Genomic DNA, 16,893 nt, shown 5'->3' with positions numbered 1-16,893 from the left:
TCTAGATGGTCTGTTTCCAGACCGTGCGCATGACGTAGTCCCGATAGGAATGAACGATGCGAACGACCTTATCCGACACATTAGGCATGGAATAATCGCCGACCAGCCGGATACAGCGTTCAGTTCCACGCCCCTGGCTTTCGAGGATGGAGATGGCCTGCAAGACCCGCTCCAGGTCGAGGCCCGTCATCATCACGGACGCCTCTTCCATCCCTTCGGGCCGCTCGTGAGCTTCGCGCAGGTTCACCGCCGGAAAATTGAGGATGGAGGATTCTTCCGTAATCGTGCCGCTATCCGACATCACCACCCGAGCGCCCATCTGCAGATTGACGTAGTCATGAAACCCAAGCGGCTTCATCAGTCGGACATGGCGGTGGAACGTTGCCCCGACGGCATCAATCCGCTTTTTGGTGCGCGGGTGGGTGGATACGATGACCGGTTCGTCAAACTGCTCAGCCACGCCGTTCAAAAGGGTGATGAGCTTGCCGAAATTGACCTCGGAGTCGACATTTTCTTCCCGGTGCGCGCTGACCACGGTGTATCTGCCGTCCATCAGGCCGAGGCGTTGGCGCGCGTCCGAAGCATCGATCTGGCCGCGATAGTGGGTCAGTACTTCGAACATGGGGGATCCGGTCTTGATCGTCCGATCGGGCGGCAATCCCTCGCGCAGGAGATATTCCCGGGCGATATCGGAATAGGTCAGATTGATGTCCGCCGTATGGTCTACGATACGGCGGTTGATCTCCTCGGGCACGCGCATGTCGAAGCACCGATTGCCGGCCTCCATGTGAAAAATCGGCACCTTGCGGCGCTTGGCCGGGATCACGGCGAGGCAGGAATTGGTATCGCCTAGCACAAGCAGCGCCTCGGGCTGGTGCTCGGCCAGAACGGCATCGACCTTGCCGATGATATTGCCGATGGTCTGAGCCACCGTTTCTCCTGCCGCATCGAGGAAAATGTCGGGACGGCGAACGCCGAGATCGCTGAAGAAGATCTCGTTCAGTTCGTAGTCGTAGTTCTGGCCCGTATGGATCAGCAGATGCTCGCAATGTTCGTCGAGCTTGGCGAGGACCCGTGACAGGCGGATGATTTCGGGCCGCGTACCGACGACCGTGGCAACTTTCAGGCGCTTCATTACGGCAGGACCCTGGCGGTTATGGTATCGGGCTTGTTGCGATCGAACACTTCATTGGCCCAGAGCATGACGACCATGGTGTCGTCCCCGATATTGGTAATGTCGTGGGACCAGCCGGGGACCGTCTCCACCACCTGGGGCAGGCTGGCGTCGGTGTCGAGGGTAAAGGTTTCATCGGTGAGGACATGGCGGAAGCCGAAGCGCGCCTTGCCCTGGACGACCAGGAACTTCTCGGTCTTGCTGTGGTGATAATGCCCGCCGCGGGTAATGCCGGGATGGGCGGTAAAGAAGGAGAACTGTCCCGCATCGGGGGTGCGCAGCATTTCGGCGAAGGTGCCGCGCGGATCGGTGTGCGTCACCAGCGGATAGGAAAAATTCACGGGTTCGAGATAGCTGAGATAGGTGGCGTGCAGGGCTCGCCTGAAGCCGGTGCCCACAGCGCCGGTCACGAGCGTCTGTCGACTGTCTCGAAGCGTCTCGATTTCGGTGACAAGCTCGCCCAGCGTCGTCTGATAAGCCGGCTCGACCGAAACTGGTTGAGCGCCGCCATTGGCGATGAGGGCGAGAAGCGCGTCGACGACGTCGTCGATATAGACGAGATGGAGAGCAGCGCCCGGGTCGGTGACCTTGATCGGCAAGCCTTTGGCGATGTTGTTGCAGAAGGTCGCCACGACCGAATTGTAGTTCGGCCGGCACCATTTGCCGAAGACATTGGGAAGCCGCCAGATATGAACAGGCGCGCCCGCGACCTTGCCGTATTCAACCAACACAGCCTCTGCGGCGCGCTTCGACCGGCCGTAGGGATTGTCGAGGTCGGCGTGGATGGACGACGAGAATACCAGCGGCAGCGGCTGTTCGAGTTGATGCAGGGCCCGGGCGAGTTTCTCGCTCATCCCGACATTGCCGGTTTCGAACTCGGCCTCGGTCTCGGGCCGGTTGACACCGGCAAGATGCACGACGAATTCTGCGCCACTGAGCTTTTCCACCATCGCCGCGAAGTCGAGATCACGCGCGATCTCGATGATCTGGTGGTTGGCCTCGCCTAGGCGCACGACGAGATTCCTGCCGATGAAACCATTGGCTCCGGTAACAGCGATGGTGGGCATCAGTCCTCCAGGGTCGGCGTGCGTCCGGCCACGAGATCGCGGAAGAAGTCCAGCTTCATCAGCAATTCTCCCATCCCGTCGACGTCAAGTCGCGTGGTATTGTGCGAATTATAGTCCTCGGCACGGGTGATCGTCGTTTCGCCCTGTTCGACATATTTGGCATAGTTGAGGTCGCGCAGATCGGGCGGAATGCGGTAATAGTCGCCCATGTCGACCGCATTGGCCATTTCTTCCCGGCTGAGCAGCGTCTCATAGAGCTTTTCGCCGTGGCGCGTACCGATGACGTCGATCGGGTGCTGAGCAACGCCGAGACGCTTGCGCATCGCCTCCGCGAGAACGCCGATCGTGGCGGCAGGTGCCTTCTGCACGAAGATGTCGCCGTTGTTCCCATGGGTGAACGCGTAGAGCACGAGGTCCACCGCGTCGGACAAGGTCATCATGAACCGCGTCATGTTGGGATCCGTGATCGTGATCGGCTTGTTGGCGCCGATCTGCTGGGCGAAGAGCGGGATGACCGAACCGCGCGAAGCCATGACATTGCCGTAGCGGGTGCCGCAGATAACCGTCTGCGACTTTGCCAGCTCGCGCGACTTCGCGACCATGACCTTTTCCATCAGCGCCTTGGAAATGCCCATGGCGTTGATCGGATACACCGCCTTGTCGGTCGAGAGGCACACGACCCGGCTCACACCGTTTTGGATGGCGGCTTCGAGCACGTTCTCCGTGCCGAGAACATTGGTCTTGACCGCTTCCATGGGATGGAACTCGCAGGACGGGACCTGCTTGAGCGCTGCGGCGTGAAAGATGAAATCGACCCCGCGCGTGGCCGACAGAATGCTGCCCGGATCGCGCACGTCGCCGATATAGAACTTGAGCTTGTCGCTCTGGAACTTCTTGCGCTGGTCGTCCTGCTTTTTCTCGTCGCGGCTGAACACGCGGATCTCGCTAATGCCGGTGTCCAGAAACCGCTTGAGGACCGTATTCCCGAAGGAGCCGGTGCCTCCGGTGATCAAGAGGGTCTTGCCGTCGAACATGCCTGTCTGTTCCATTTCTCGTCGAGCCGTGGCAGGCCACGCTCGAAGCTGATGCATTTCTCGGCAGCGCGCGTCAGCGCGCCAGATTATTATGGACGATCTCGTCCTTTTGCGCCGGGTTCGGATAATTGATCAAGACCGCCCGATAATTGCCCTTGAACACGAAGAGGCTTCCGGCAGAGGCGCCGATGATGCCGCAACGGCCTATGAGCGCGCCGATATCGTCGAGCGAACCGGCTCCGCCGAGGATCGTTACCGGCAGTCTGGTGGTGGAGCGGATGCGTTCGGCCAGATCGAGATCATAGCCCTTCATCATGCCGTCTCGGTCGATGGAATTGATGACCAGTTCGCCGGCCCCGCGGCTTTCGAACTCGGCCACGAGTGAGGCCAGCCCGCCGCGCGCCTTCCTGCTGCCATTGTGGGTATAGACGTCGAAGTCCTTGCCGAACATGGGCTTTCTGACGTCGAGCACCACGACCACGCTCTGGCTGCCCACTTCGTCGGCAGTCTGGGAGACGAGGCCGGGGTCGTCTATGGCTGCGGCGCTGATGGCGACCTTTTCGACACCCAGGCCGATAATGCGCTTGGCCTGTTCGCGTGTCGTGATCCCGCCACCATAGCAGAGCGGCATGCGGCATTCGACGGCCAGATGGCCGATCATGGTGAAGTCGGGCTCGCGGCGCTGGGTGCTGGCGTCGATATCGAGGACGACGAGCTCGTCGGCCTCCTTCTCGTTGAAGATCTTCACCGCATTGATCGGATCGCCAACATATTTGGGATCCTTAAAGCGCTGGGTTTTCACCAGGCCGCCGTCGCTGACCAGCAGGCAGGGAATTATTCTCGGTCGAAGCACGGTTTAAAGCTCGGCGAAGTTCTTGAGGAGCCGTGCGCCCCAGTGATGGCTCTTCTCGGGGTGGAACTGCACGCCGGTGACATTGCCCGAGTGCACGATGCAGGGGAAGTCCTGGCCATAATTGACAATGGCGGCCACATCATTCTCGTTCGCGGCAGCGAAGTAGAACGAGTGCAGAAAGTAGAAACGCGCGTCGGTTTCGAGGCCCGTGAAAAGGCCGAAGGATTGCGTTGCGGAAACATCGTTCCAACCCATATGGGGTAGGGGCATGTCGTTCCCGATAGGCAGCTTGCGGAGCGACTGGACGTGTCCCGGAACCCAGCCCAGGCCGGATCGCTTGCCCTCGTCGCTACTATTAGCAAGAATCTGCATGCCAACGCAGATGCCAACGACAGGGACACGCTTGTTCATCACCAGGTCGTCGAGCGTGGCGCGCATGCCCGAGCTATCGAGCAGGTCCATGGCGTGGTCGAAGTGACCCACACCGGGCAGAATGAGTTTGGTCGCCGCCTGCAATTCTTCGGCAGAGCGGGCAAGACGCGTCTCGATGTTGAGGCGCTTGTACATGTTGGAGAACGCCTTGATGTTCCCCAGCCCATAATCGACAATCGTGATCATCGCATCACAGCCTTCTGAATGCCCAGGGCGCGCAACACGCGAGTGCCAAGGTCGATGAAGGTCATGGCATTCTTATAGTCTTTGTAGGTCTTGTTCGGACCGGCGTGGAGCGCGCGCAACTCTTCGACGGTGAGGCCGAGCTTGGTCGCGATGTATTCGAAGTCTTGGTTAACGTCTTCGGGGTTGTAGGCAGGCTGGGCGATCTTCTCGAGCGCTTCGTCGCGCGTCATCTGACCGGTGAGGATGAGGCTCGAGAAATGGGCACGGCGCTTGTCGTAGCCGAATTTCGTCGGCAGCCAGTAGCCTTCGTAGAAGCGGGTAAAACGCGATTCATAGTGCTTATGGGCGTATCGCTGCCACCCGAACTTGTCGGACAGCTCCTGCATCGCCGCTTCCTTGAAGAAAGGAATGTGATTGAGCGGCTTGACCACCCGCACGTTCTTCACGAAGCGGTAGTAGAGCTTGAAGGTGAAGATATCCGCCAGCGGGAACGTCTTGAGCGGTCGCGTTCCGAAGCGCTTGTGGATATCCTTGAGCTGGCGCAGATCCGAGGCATGGTAGTGCCATTCGAGCGGTTCACGCACGCATTCGGTCGAATAATTGGCGCCGGTCAGAATGTACTTCACGCCATTCTTCGCCGCATAATTATAGAGGCCGGCAAAGAAAGCGTGGTCTTGCGGCGTATCGAGATGGGGCACCTGCGCCTTGAAGAAGGCCAGCTGGAGATCTTTCATCTCCTGCCAGTTGATGACCTCGGTGTGCAGGTCCAGCCCGAGCCCGTCGACCAAGCGCTCGATATTGTGAACAGCCTGCTGCGAGTTCCAGCCGGCATCGACGTGGAACAGCAGGGGACGAAGACCAAACTTCTCCTTCGCCAGGTAAACCACATAAGAGCTATCGACGCCGCCGCTGATGCCGATGATGCAATCATGATCCTTGCCCTTACCATCACGGCGGATCTGCTCGAGCATAGGCTCGAGTTCACGCATGCCCTGTTCGTTCGGGTGCCAGTGGGGCACGATATTCTGGTGATAATTATTGCAATATTCGCACCATCCGCGATCATCGAAGACAATCTTGGAATCGGTGGTGTCCATGATGCAGTTCGCGCAGATCTGATATGGGCGTTTGCCCGCCGTCTCGTTAGCCATCTGCATCCCTGAACTGCTATGGCCGCGTGGGGCCACTAGGCATTGTGACAATATGGCGGCTGATACCATCCACGCGGATGCTTTGGAAGGGCCGTCAGTGCCGTCCTTCTGCCCGCTGCGTATCGTACTGGGCTTGCCAAGGGTGACGCCGGTCATGCTAGTGAGAACCGAAACCCACCACCGATGCAAGAGGGCCCATGCCAGCGACCATTCATGAGAGTGCCTATGTGGACGAGGGGGCCCTTATCGGCGAAGGAAGCAGAATCTGGCACTTCAGCCATATCATGCCTGACGCAAAAATTGGACGTAACTGCGTGCTTGGCCAGAACGTCATGGTAGGGCCGGGCGTGTCGATTGGCGACCAGTGCAAGATTCAGAATAACGTCTCGCTCTACAACGGCGTCGAGCTCGAAGATGGCGTTTTCTGCGGCCCATCATGCGTCTTCACCAACGTGATCAATCCGCGTGCCTTCCTCGAAAAGAAGGAAGAATTTCGGATTACACTCGTCAAGCGCGGCGCCAGCATCGGCGCCAATGCCACTATCGTTTGCGGAGTCACCATTGGCCGTTTTGCCTTGATTGGTGCCGGCGCAGTCGTGACGCGCGACGTTCCCGACTATGCACTAATGCTGGGCGTGCCCGCTCGCCAGGCCGGCTGGGTAAACCGGGCCGGCGATACTGTGCCTGAGAGGCCCTCCGAAGAATCGGCAGAGTATTAGACGGCGAAGGGTGGTGCGCTGGCCATTGCAGCTTCGCTCTGCGCTTTGGGAAGCACCTTAATGGTCAAGATAGCGAGGAGCATCAGCAGGAAGCCGTTGCTGAACATCGTCCCGAAAAGGCCTCCTGTGAATATGAACCAGCAGAACACTACCCACATGCTTTGGGAGGCCAAATCGTCGGACCGCGCGAAGAGGCGGAGCGCTTGTCCCACGGCGAATGAGAAGGCGACGACGCCAATCCAGCCGAAGTTGACGAAGGCCTCTATGAAAAAGACGGAATTCGCTCGGCCGACATCGGCGGATCCGAACTGATCTGCAAAAACGGCCGCATCGAAATTGACGCGCTGCTGTCCGGTGACTCGCGCAACCAGCGAGCTTGTGGCGCCAAGCAAGTAGTGCCCTTCGAACCGCTCTTCGAAAACGCGAATCCCATCGGCGGCCGTAATGACTGGTACGGCGATGGATCGCCAGAGGATCAGCTTGACTGCCGAATCCGGCCGGTGCCGGATGTCAAAGTAGGGCGCGTCACCCAGTGTCTCGTGACCCGGCCCTAGCTTCTCTTGGACGAAATAATCTGTTCCGGAGGCGAGGACGGTATTGAGATAGAGTACCCCCCCCGATAGGACGGCGATGGCGGCGAGTGCCATGAACATGCGCCGGGCGTCTTTATAGTATTGGGAAACGAAGACGGTCAGTGGGGCCATAGCTAGTATAAAGAGAATTTTTTCAAGCGATAGGAGGGTATAAGCTATGAATACTACCAGCGCGAGGAACCGGAAAGCACTTCTCTCGGCAAACAGGCGGGTCGTGGAATAGGGCAGGAGCACGCCAACAAAAATGGTGCTGAAGTACGGGAGGGCGGCTTGCCAGCCAGTGCGCAGCTTCAGAAAATTCGCACGCTCCTGGCTAAGCTGGTCTGCGGTGGCATGTCCCAGGGCGGCTAGCACAGGAACACTGTCGGCAGTTAGTAGCGTGACAGTCGCGAAGATCAAAAAAGCCGTCCATATGGCGACATGTACGACCCTGGCGTTAATACAAAGCCAGTAGCCAGGCCTATCAAGCACGCGATCGGTGATCGACAGATGATATCCCGCAATTATCGCTGCCAATCCAGCGCCGCTGATTGCAGCTAGGGTCAGCATGTATTGATTTTGATCGATGAATAAGTAGATGAAGGCGGGCAGCGCAACGTAAAGGCAAAATATAGCCAAGCTAACCAGTAGCCATGAATTCCTTGGCGCCAAGAGCGTTTTCATGACCGATACCCCAAATTTGATCGGGGCGGAGATGGCAGGTTGTGTGGTGTGAGGCAAGCGCCAACTCCCATTTGGCTTGATATTCAACCAATCATCCGTAAAAGCGATATTTCACTGGGTTGGAGACGCTTGTGCGGAAGAAAGTCATCGTTGTCGTCGGCGCGCGCCCACAATTTATCAAGGCTGCGGTCGTGAGCAAGGCTTTGGCTGATCACTCCGCGCTTGAGGAGATCATTGTCCACACCGGACAACACTTCGATGACAACATGTCGAGGGTGTTCTTCGAGCAGATGGGCATCCCCCAGCCCCGTCATAATCTCGCAATTGGCGGCGGGAGTCACGGCCAGAATACGGGCCGAATGATCGAAGCGCTCGAGGGGGTCATCCTCGCCGAACAGCCGGCGGCTGTGCTCGTCTATGGGGATACCGATTCCACCTTGGCCGGTGCCATTGCTACATCCAAGTTGAACATACCCCTCGCGCACGTCGAAGCCGGATTGCGTTCATTCAACCGGCGTATGCCTGAAGAGATCAACCGCGTCCTCACCGATCATGTATCCGACCTACTGTTTGCCCCTTCCGAGTCGGCCGTGGCCAACCTTCACAGCGAAGGAGTGGCGCCCCCAAAGATTAAACTGGTTGGCGATGTGATGTTCGATGCCGTACAAGCCTTTACGGAGGTGGCAAAGCGGGAATCCACTATCCTTGCCGATCTGGCGCTCGCACCCAAGAGCTATGCTTTGGTCACCATCCACCGCAAGGAAAACACAGACGATGATGCGCGACTCTCCGCTTTTATCGAAGGCCTGTCGCAAAGCCCTTTTCCTATCGTTTTGCCGCTGCATCCGCGGACGCGAAAGCGGATCGCGGACCATGGACTGACATTTCCTGCGCACTTTTCGCTGATCGATCCAGTGGGCTACCTAGACATGATGGCGCTTGAATCGTCCGCGGCAGTGATTGCGACCGATAGTGGTGGCGTGCAGAAAGAAGCGTACTTTCATGGCGTGCCCTGTATAACTCTGCGCGATGAGACCGAGTGGGTAGAGCTTGTCGATATCGGGGCTAACGTGCTTGTGGGCGCCGACAAGGTGGCACTCTCCAATGCTTTCACGCAGACACGCACAGCGGAGCCGGTCGCCAAGCGAGACATTTATGGTGATGGGTCGTCTTCCAGGCAGATCGCTGCCGGCCTATTGGAGTATCTTTCATGACCGCCCATAACATCGTCCTGATCGTCCACTATTTTCCGCCGGTGAACAGCTCCGGCGCGAAGAGAATGGAAGCCATGTCCAAGTATTTTTCGCGGTCTGGCCGAAACGTAACGGTCTTGACGACTGCCAAGGTTGAGGCAGACGGTGAATTTACCGAGATCATGCCGCCTGGCGTACGGGTACTTGAACTGGACTGGCGGGGATGCGTCCGGCCATTTGACGCGAACCGACATCAGGCTGCCAAGCCGGTGGATCAGCCTGTTCAGTCCGGTCGCTCTTTGGCTCGGATCGCGAAGGATGTGGTGATGCACATGTTTGGCCAACTGCCGGACCCAAGGCTGCCTTTCGCGATGAGCTTCTTCAGACCTAGACTTGCTCCTGAGATCGAGCGTGCAGTCCGGGAGGCGGACGTGATCGTCGCGACGACGCCGCCTTGGCCACCGCTCTTGGCAGCGATCGCCTTGAAGCGTCGCTTCCGCAAGCCGGTCGTACTCGACTACCGCGATCAGTTCAGCCTCTGCCATGAGATGCCGGGAGGTAGGCTCGCTAAGGCTCTCGAACTGCCGGTCGACCGCTCCCTAGCGAGTCAGGCGAGCGCGTTGGTGACAATTTCCGAACCCATGTCAGCGTATTATCGGCAGTTCCACCCCAATACGCATACCATTCTCAATGGTTACGATCCTGAACCGCTAGAGGCGGTCCTGTCCCGTATCGAGCGTATCAGGTCCCACAAGGGGCCCCTGATTATTCGGTACATGGGGCTGGTCAGTGAGGGTCGAATTCCCAGGGCGCTGCTTGGCGCACTGTCTCGCCTCCAAGCCGGAGGCCGCGTTGACCCTTCCATGATGCAGTTCGAGTATTACGGGGAAGGGCGAGTGATGCTAAACTATCTACAGGAGCATCACCCCGACCTCAACGGCTTCTTCAAGTTTCTGCCACGGGTATCGTATTCGCGGTCGCTGGAACTGGTGGCGACATCCGATCATCTGCTCTTCTGCGAGAATTCGATTCCGCCCAAAGCTGGAGAGACAGCCAGCGCAAGTGGGATATTGACGACCAAACTCTTTGAGTATCTGGCGTCCGGCAGGCCCATTCTGGCCGACATCAGCCCCGAAACCCTGGCTGGTTCATTTGCGGTGCGCGCCAGCGACCAGCATTTTGTGTCTGACGATACCAACGCCTTCGAGGAATACCTGCTGTCCGAAACGTTCAGGGAGCCTCAAGCCGTTGCTCGATCATCCTTCGTGGATTCACTGTCGCGGGCAGCTCAGGCACAGACATATCTCGCCCTACTTGACGACGTTGTGGCTACGGCGAAGAAGCAAATGGCCTAAACTCAAGAAGTGCCTATTGGCGCTCGTCTTTGGGAGCCGACATTTGAAGATTTGAGTACCTTCAGTCTAGTCATGGACTATCTGGCAGCTCTAGATGCGAAGCGGGCGCTGGAGCAAATGAGGTTGGGAAGCTGCCGCGAGGCGGGAGATTGTATGGGTGAAGTGGCTATCACCATACATTTATCCAGACCGCCGTGCTGGCCTATGCCCCTTGCAATGGGTCGGTGGTTAGCATGCCTTACCGTCGAAATAAATGCAGATCTTGCTGGTCTTTCTATCTACAAGGGACCTCATTAGAAAATGAGGGCCAGGGCAAAACTGGCGGCCACGCCGAGCATCAACCAGCCAGCGGCGATGGGCAGGCTGCCCAGGACGACGAGCCAAGTGGCCTTCCAATCGGCCTCGACGATATTGAGGATAAGGATCAGGTAAACGAGATAGAAGGCTGCGCCAGACAGCGCATAAAATTCCGAGAGTGGAGCGTTTGGTAGAGCAGCTGCTAGCGTCACCGCGCCGGTACGCAATGCCAGCCCGAATACCTGCAGTGCGAATGCTTCTGCAAGTCGGTTCTTGATATGCAGTGCTAGCGAGATCGGCGAAGCAAGGAATTGTAGAATGAACCACGGCGCCATCCAGGTAACGAGCACGCCGGCTCTGCTCCACTCGCTACCAAATACGATTCGAAACAGTTCAGGTGCCATTACACCGATGGAGATGATCGGCCCGATGCCCGTTTTGAGCAGTCCTGAAAGCACCTCTGTGGTGAAGCGACCGATCGTGCCGGCGCGTGCCTCTTCGGGGCCGCGTGACATATATACCTGTGACACCGCATTGCCGATCAGGCTCATCGGAACCTGCATCGCATACATGCCTAGGCTCAGATAGCCCGCCTCTGGGCCGACCGCCCAGGCACTGAGCAGTATTATGGGCAGATAGACTGCCGCGCTGTTGCACATAGCCTCAAGCGTCGAGAATTTGGGAAACCGGTCGTACTGCCGCGCCATGCGGGCGATATCGTGCCGACGGATCTGTCCAATCGTTGTCCGTTCAGCGTGCCACAGGCGCCAGGCAAGGCGAAGTGAGCCCACGCCGCTATTGACCAACTGGCCGAGCAACAACCCGAGTGGTGCGACACCGGTCATGCCCAGCCCGATCTGCGTCGCCGAACTGCCTGCGGCCTGCATGACGCGGTTTCGGGCAAGCTCCCCGAACCGCTTGCGCCGCACAAACCAGAATTGCAGCGTGTTGTAGGCCCCGGCCAGGAAGGCCGCCACCGGCACCAGCCAGAGATAGGCCGCCAGCTCAGGGTGACCGAGCCATGCAGCAAATGTGGAGGAGAAGAGTGTGGTTGCGGCGAGCAGAACCAGATTGAGCGCAGCGGCTATGCCGAGCGAGAGCACTACCACCGCTAACCCGTCTTCATCCTTGAGGGGAAGAGGCACGGCAATGTCGAAGCGCAGGCAGGTGCCGACCGACAGGATGGCGATGATACCAGTAAACACGGCGAGGGTGCTAAAATCCTCGGGCGAATAGAGTCGGGTGGCCACTGGCAGAGTTGCGGCCAGAATGGCCTGGGCCACCACGGTTCCGCCAACCAAGATGCCGACGGCCCGTATGAATGGGCCGCCCAATGTATGCTTTACTTTCTCAACGAGGCTCATGGCTGACAGCGATCATACCGGCAAGGCCGCTATGATCCTGTCCTGCGTCTCCTCCGTGAGATAGGGATGCATGGGAAGGCTTAGCACACGCTGCGACACTGCCTCGGCATTGTTCAAGGTGCCGGAAATGCGTGATATAGGGCCATAGGCGGGCTGCATATGCAGCGGGACAGGGTAATGGATCGCTGTGGGGATGCCTTGCGCCTTGAGCGCCGCGATGAGGGCATCGCGATCTGCTGTTTGGATGGTGAACTGGGCCCAGACGCAACTCCGGTCTGGCCGGACGACTGGTAGTTGGATGGAGTTCATGCCGGCGAGGCGGTCGATATATCGCTGGCCGATCGCGATGCGCCGCTCGACCTCCCACTCGAACTGTTCGAGCTTGGCCAGGATGACAGCGGCCTGGATCGTGTCCATGCGGCCGCCGACGCCGACGCGGACATGGTGATAGCGCTTGCCTTGGCCGTGCACGCGGATCTGGCGCATGACGGTCGTCAGTTCGGGATCGGAGGCGAAGATGGCTCCCCCATCGCCATAGCATCCGAGCGGCTTGCTTGGGAAAAAGCTGGTGCAGCCGATACGACTGACATTGCAGCTCTTGGCATCATGATAGGTTGCGCCGAAACTCTGCGCGGCATCCTCGATGACTGCGAGACCGTGCCGGTCGGCGATGTCGTTGAGCTCCTGCATGTCTGCGGTCTGGCCGTAGAGCGAAACCGGCATGATGGCCCGTGTCCTGCTCGTGATCGCGGCTTCGACCAGGCTGACATTGATATTGCAGGTATCGGGCTCAATATCGACGAAGACTGGAGTTGCTCCCACCAGCGCGATGACCTCGGCGGTCGCGGCGAAGGTGAAGGGAGAGGTAATCACCTCGTCACTGGGGCCGATGCCCAGCGCCATCAGCGCGATCAGCAGCGCCTCGGTGCCCGACGATACGCTGATGCATTCCGCACCGCCGACATAGGCGGACAGCTTGGCCTCCATCTCCTCAACTTCGGGACCCATGATGTACTGGCCATGGTCCAACACGGCCTGGATGCGGGCGTCCACGGAGGGCTTGAGAGCCGCATACTGGGACTTGAGATCGATGAAGTCGACGGCGCTGGCCATTGGCAATCCTATAGGGAGTCGAGCGGCAGGTGGACGCGTTGCCCGTCACGCGCCGCGCGGTAGATGGCGGTGAGTACTTCGAGCGATTTCAGACCCTCGCGGCCATCGGTCTCGGGAGCAGCCTCGCCGCGCAGGACGTTGATGACATTGTCGTAGTAGAGCGGGTGACCGAACCCGTAGACCGAGCTGGTCTCGTAGCTCGCGCTCTCCAGCTCGGCGTCGTCGGGATGCGGCTCGGCGAATTCCCAGTGCTGGATCTGGTTGACGGCCAGGCCGCCGACGCGGACGGTCCCCTTCTCGCCGAGGATGGTGATGCTCCCCTCGAGATTCTTGGGGTAGGTCAGCATGGTGACATTCATCGAGCCCATGGCGCCCGAGCGCCAGCGCAAGCTGACGACACCGCTGTCTTCCGCCTCGATATTGCGCGCTAGCGTGCCGGTATAGGCTTGGAGGCTTTCGATCGGGCCGATCAGCCAATCGAGCAGGTCGACGTAGTGGCTGGCCTGATTCATGAAGGCGCCGCCGTCGAATTCCCAGGTGCCGCGCCAATCCGCGGCGTCATAGTATTCCTGGGGCCTTGTCCAGAACACGTTGATGTTGACCATGTAGATACGGCCGAAGCGCCCCTGCGTGATGGCGCGCTTGAGCAATTGCAGGGTGGCGTTGCGGCGGTTCTGCTTGACCACGAAAAGCCGGACGCCCGCTGCATCGCAGCCTTTGACCATGCGTTGCGCATCGGCCCAGCGCGTGGCCATCGGCTTTTCTGTCATGACGTGGCGACCCGAGCGCGCAATCTCGATCGCCTGCTCCGGATGCAGGCCGCTCGGCGTGGTCAGGACGACGATGTCCGCATCGGTCCTTTCGAGCATGGCACCGAGGTTCGCGTGTGGCCTGGCGCGGGCCTGCTCGGCCGCCGCTTCCACGGCGCTCGGGTCGATGTCGCAGACATCGACGAGTTGGGCGCGGTTGTGATGCTTGGCGATCGCGGCAATGTGGTTCTGCGCGATGCGGCCACAGCCGACAAGGGCAAAGCGGATGGGGCGGTCAGTCACCGGGGGAGCGAAGGTGTGCATGAGCCCTCAGGACCTCACGATGTGGTTGGCTGGCTCGAGATAACGGCCGCGGCTGTCGACGATCAGTTGCGCGTGCTGCTTGATGAGATCGTAGTCGAACCGGTCATGGTCGGTGGCGATAAGCACGCAATCGAAGCCGGCGATGTTTTCGGGCGTCAGCTCGACGCTTGTGAGGTTGAAATGGCGATGGTCGCGCAGATGCGGAAAAACCGGGATATGCGGATCGCTGTAGGCGATCGTCGCGCCAAGGTTTTCCATTCGCTCCATTAGCACCACCGAGGGAGATTCGCGCATGTCGTCGACATTCTTCTTGTAGGCGAGGCCCAGGACCAGGACGCGGCTGCCGTTGAGGGATTTGCGGCGGTCGTTGAGCGCGCCCACGACCTTCCCGATCACGAAGTCGGGCATGGCGGAATTGACCTCGCCCGCCAGCTCGATGAAGCGCGTGTTGACGCCGTATTCCCGCGCCTTCCAGGTCAGGTAGAAGGGGTCGATGGGGATGCAATGGCCACCGAGGCCCGGACCCGGGTAATAGGGCACGAAGCCGAACGGCTTGGTCGCGGCGGCGCGGATGACCTCGTAGATGTCGATATCCATCTTGTCGGCAACGATCTTCATCTCGTTCACGAGACCGATATTGACGGCGCGATGGATGTTCTCAAGCAGCTTGGTCAGTTCCGCGGCGCGCGTTGAACTCACCGGCACCACGCGGTCGATGACGCTGGAATAAAGAGCGACGCCGACCTTGAGGCAGTTGGGGGTCACTCCGCCGCAGACTTTTGGAATGGTCTGGGTGGTGAATTTGGCATTGCCAGGATCCTCGCGCTCGGGCGAATAGACCAGGAAAAAGTCCTCGCCGACCTCGAGCCCGCGCGACTGGATGCGGGGCAGTAGCGCTTCGTCGGTGGTTCCCGGATACGTGGTGCTCTCCAAGGAAAGCAGTTGTCCAGGCCGCAGGTAGTGCACCAACGCGTCGGTGGTGTTGAGCACATAACTCAGGTCGGGTTCGCGGTGTTTGTCGAGAGGCGTGGGGACGCACAGGATAAGCGCGTCGGCATCGGTGGCGCGGGCATAGTCCGTCGTGGCCTCGAAGCCGCTTGCTAGCAGCCGCGCGACGCTCTGGGGGGAGATATGCTCGATATAGCTCCGGCCCGCCATCAACTGTCCAACCTTTTCGGGGTCGATGTCGAAACCGATGATCTTGTAGCCGACTTCGGCGAAGCGCAGCGCCAAGGGCAGGCCGACATAGCCAAGTCCGACAATGCCGATCGTTGCGGTGCGATCGTCGATTTTTTGCAGGAGGTCGGTCAGCATGATGGCCACTCTGAATTTCAATAACAAGGGTAGGCAGCGAAAGCGGTTCGTCTCGGCTAGGCTCGGTCCGGTCGGATCTTGTCGCCCCGGCCTCGACCCAGACCGGTTTGAATGATCAGCTTTATGTCGAACAGCAGTGAACGCAACTTGAGGTAGCGCTGGTCCCACTTTGCCAACCGAACCGGGTCGCTCATGTCAATGTCGTTTACCTGCGCAAGCCCGGTGATGCCAGGCTTTATGCTCAGCACGTTGCGCGCCTGCCGCTCGGCAATCAGTTCCGTTTGCGAGGGGAGGCAGGGGCGCGGTCCAACGAGGCTCATCTGGTTGGCCAGAATGTTGAAGACCTGCGGCAATTCGTCGACCTTGGATTTGCGCAGGAAGCTGCCCAGCGGCGTCACCGCCGAGATCGGGACTTGGTGCGTCGCGACATTGGGAGCGGACGTGTACATGGTGCGGAACTTGTAACAGGTGAACGGCTTGCCGTGGCGGCCAATACGCGTCTGGCTGAAAATTCCCGGTCCCGGCGACTGCACCTTGATCACCACCCAAACGGCAATCATCAGCCACCAGAGCAGCAGCAGGATCGCCAGCGCGCTGACAAAATCCATCAACCATTTGAGGCCCACGAAGAAGGGGTTGCGCTCCTGGTCCGTCGAGACGACCGGCGCGTCGTCCCGCGTGTCATCGAGAGCGATGAGCTCCGTCACGATGTCCGGGATGGTCACCGTGGGCTTGAGGGCCTTGAGCACTGAGAGCAGCGGACGCGAGACCAAGCCGGGCAATCTGTTCAGCACCGCCAGCCGTCCGGACAGGGTCTCGCCGGTGACCGCAGGCAGGTAGAGGATGCGGGTGTCAATCGGCGCATTCTGCCCCAGAAGCTCAACGGCAGCCCTTTTCGAGCGCGCATAGGCGGACGAGTTGGTCTCGTCCAAGGCGTGCGTGGACGAAAAATAGACGAAGCGCTCCATCCCGGCCGCGGCCGCATGGTCTCGCGTGGCCAGGGCCAGGTCGACATTGACGGCCTTGAACGCCTCGTAGTCCGCGTCCTTGTCATTGTTGATGGTCGCCAGATAAAGGAGTGTGCTGCCCGCGCCACCGGTTTTGCCGATATCCGCGTAGCCGCCGACATCGGCGCCGGGAAAAATCCCTTTCAGCTTCTCGGTGTCGCGCCCGATCAGACCGACGCGACAGCCGGCATCGATCAGCGCCGGAATCAGCCGCCGGCCCACAGTGCCGCTCGCCCCGACGATTACAAAGCTCCGGACGCTCATCGCTCTCTCTTTCGGTGTGGCATGGGCCGTGTCGCCGGAGG

General features: G+C 59.5%; 15 protein-coding genes. 3 read left to right on the top strand and 12 right to left on the bottom strand.

Annotated elements, in window-relative coordinates; all coding sequences use genetic code 11:
- Position 1 precedes the first annotated feature (1 nt).
- From wecB (CCK88_RS13950) to CCK88_RS13925, 6 genes are all read right to left on the bottom strand, one after another.
- Positions 2–1,135: a non-hydrolyzing UDP-N-acetylglucosamine 2-epimerase gene (wecB, locus tag CCK88_RS13950; protein ID WP_086471199.1), complete on the bottom strand. Its 1,134-nt coding sequence runs from the start codon at positions 1,133–1,135 to the stop codon at positions 2–4.
- Positions 1,135–2,241, bottom strand: a complete 1,107-nt coding sequence (wbjC, locus tag CCK88_RS13945; RefSeq protein WP_086471198.1) for a UDP-2-acetamido-2,6-beta-L-arabino-hexul-4-ose reductase — start codon at positions 2,239–2,241, stop codon at positions 1,135–1,137. The genes wecB (CCK88_RS13950) and wbjC overlap by 1 nt, the downstream gene beginning before the upstream one ends.
- Positions 2,241–3,275, bottom strand: a complete 1,035-nt coding sequence (locus CCK88_RS13940) for a polysaccharide biosynthesis protein (RefSeq protein ID WP_086471978.1) — start codon at positions 3,273–3,275, stop codon at positions 2,241–2,243. Before CCK88_RS13940 ends, wbjC begins: the two co-directional genes overlap by 1 nt.
- Before the next feature lie 73 nt (positions 3,276–3,348).
- Positions 3,349–4,128, bottom strand: coding sequence for an AglZ/HisF2 family acetamidino modification protein (locus tag CCK88_RS13935; protein WP_086471197.1), 780 nt, complete (start codon positions 4,126–4,128; stop codon positions 3,349–3,351).
- Between the two features lie 3 nt (positions 4,129–4,131).
- Complete coding sequence (gene hisH, locus CCK88_RS13930; protein WP_086471196.1) at positions 4,132–4,746, bottom strand: imidazole glycerol phosphate synthase subunit HisH; 615 nt, start codon at positions 4,744–4,746, stop codon at positions 4,132–4,134.
- Positions 4,743–6,053, bottom strand: coding sequence for an N-acetyl sugar amidotransferase (locus CCK88_RS13925; protein WP_244557543.1), 1,311 nt, complete (start codon positions 6,051–6,053; stop codon positions 4,743–4,745). Before CCK88_RS13925 ends, hisH begins: the two co-directional genes overlap by 4 nt.
- A 41-nt stretch (positions 6,054–6,094) precedes the next feature.
- Between CCK88_RS13925 and CCK88_RS13920 the strand changes: the two genes are divergently transcribed.
- On the top strand, positions 6,095–6,616 hold the full coding sequence (locus CCK88_RS13920; RefSeq protein ID WP_086471195.1) for an acyltransferase: 522 nt from the start codon (positions 6,095–6,097) through the stop codon (positions 6,614–6,616).
- Here the strand turns inward: CCK88_RS13920 and CCK88_RS13915 are convergent.
- Positions 6,613–7,872, bottom strand: a complete 1,260-nt coding sequence (locus tag CCK88_RS13915; RefSeq protein WP_086471194.1) for a hypothetical protein — start codon at positions 7,870–7,872, stop codon at positions 6,613–6,615. The genes CCK88_RS13920 and CCK88_RS13915 overlap by 4 nt on opposite strands.
- Before the next feature lie 131 nt (positions 7,873–8,003).
- Between CCK88_RS13915 and wecB (CCK88_RS13910) the strand changes: the two genes are divergently transcribed.
- On the top strand, positions 8,004–9,086 hold the full coding sequence (gene wecB / locus CCK88_RS13910) for a non-hydrolyzing UDP-N-acetylglucosamine 2-epimerase (protein WP_086471976.1): 1,083 nt from the start codon (positions 8,004–8,006) through the stop codon (positions 9,084–9,086).
- A complete protein-coding gene (locus tag CCK88_RS13905; protein ID WP_086471193.1) occupies positions 9,083–10,420 on the top strand; it encodes a glycosyltransferase in 1,338 nt (445 codons plus the stop codon). The genes wecB (CCK88_RS13910) and CCK88_RS13905 overlap by 4 nt, the downstream gene beginning before the upstream one ends.
- Positions 10,421–10,713: 293 nt before the next feature.
- On the opposite strand, the gene CCK88_RS13900 is transcribed toward CCK88_RS13905, so the two are convergent.
- The 5 genes from CCK88_RS13900 to CCK88_RS18675 are packed head-to-tail and all read right to left on the bottom strand — an operon-like array spanning position 10,714 to position 16,852.
- Entirely contained in the window at positions 10,714–12,081 is a 1,368-nt protein-coding gene (locus CCK88_RS13900) for a lipopolysaccharide biosynthesis protein (protein WP_086471192.1), read from the bottom strand.
- A 12-nt stretch (positions 12,082–12,093) separates the two neighbouring features.
- Positions 12,094–13,194, bottom strand: a complete 1,101-nt coding sequence (locus CCK88_RS13895) for a DegT/DnrJ/EryC1/StrS family aminotransferase (protein ID WP_086471191.1) — start codon at positions 13,192–13,194, stop codon at positions 12,094–12,096.
- Positions 13,195–13,202: 8 nt separating this feature from the next.
- On the bottom strand, positions 13,203–14,267 hold the full coding sequence (locus tag CCK88_RS13890) for a Gfo/Idh/MocA family protein (RefSeq protein WP_086471190.1): 1,065 nt from the start codon (positions 14,265–14,267) through the stop codon (positions 13,203–13,205).
- Positions 14,268–14,273: 6 nt separating this feature from the next.
- A complete protein-coding gene (locus CCK88_RS13885; protein WP_086471975.1) occupies positions 14,274–15,581 on the bottom strand; it encodes a nucleotide sugar dehydrogenase in 1,308 nt (435 codons plus the stop codon).
- A gap of 56 nt (positions 15,582–15,637) precedes the next feature.
- Positions 15,638–16,852 carry a sugar transferase gene (locus CCK88_RS18675; RefSeq protein WP_244557542.1) on the bottom strand — a complete coding sequence of 405 codons (1,215 nt, stop codon included), beginning with the start codon at positions 16,850–16,852 and terminating at the stop codon, positions 15,638–15,640.
- Positions 16,853–16,893: the final 41 nt, after the last annotated feature.

It is taken from the genome of Devosia lucknowensis (assembly GCF_900177655.1).
Taxonomy (GTDB): domain Bacteria; phylum Pseudomonadota; class Alphaproteobacteria; order Rhizobiales; family Devosiaceae; genus Devosia; species Devosia lucknowensis.
The sequence above is the reverse complement of the archived record's forward strand: the minus strand, read 5'-3'. Positions and strand labels throughout refer to the sequence as shown.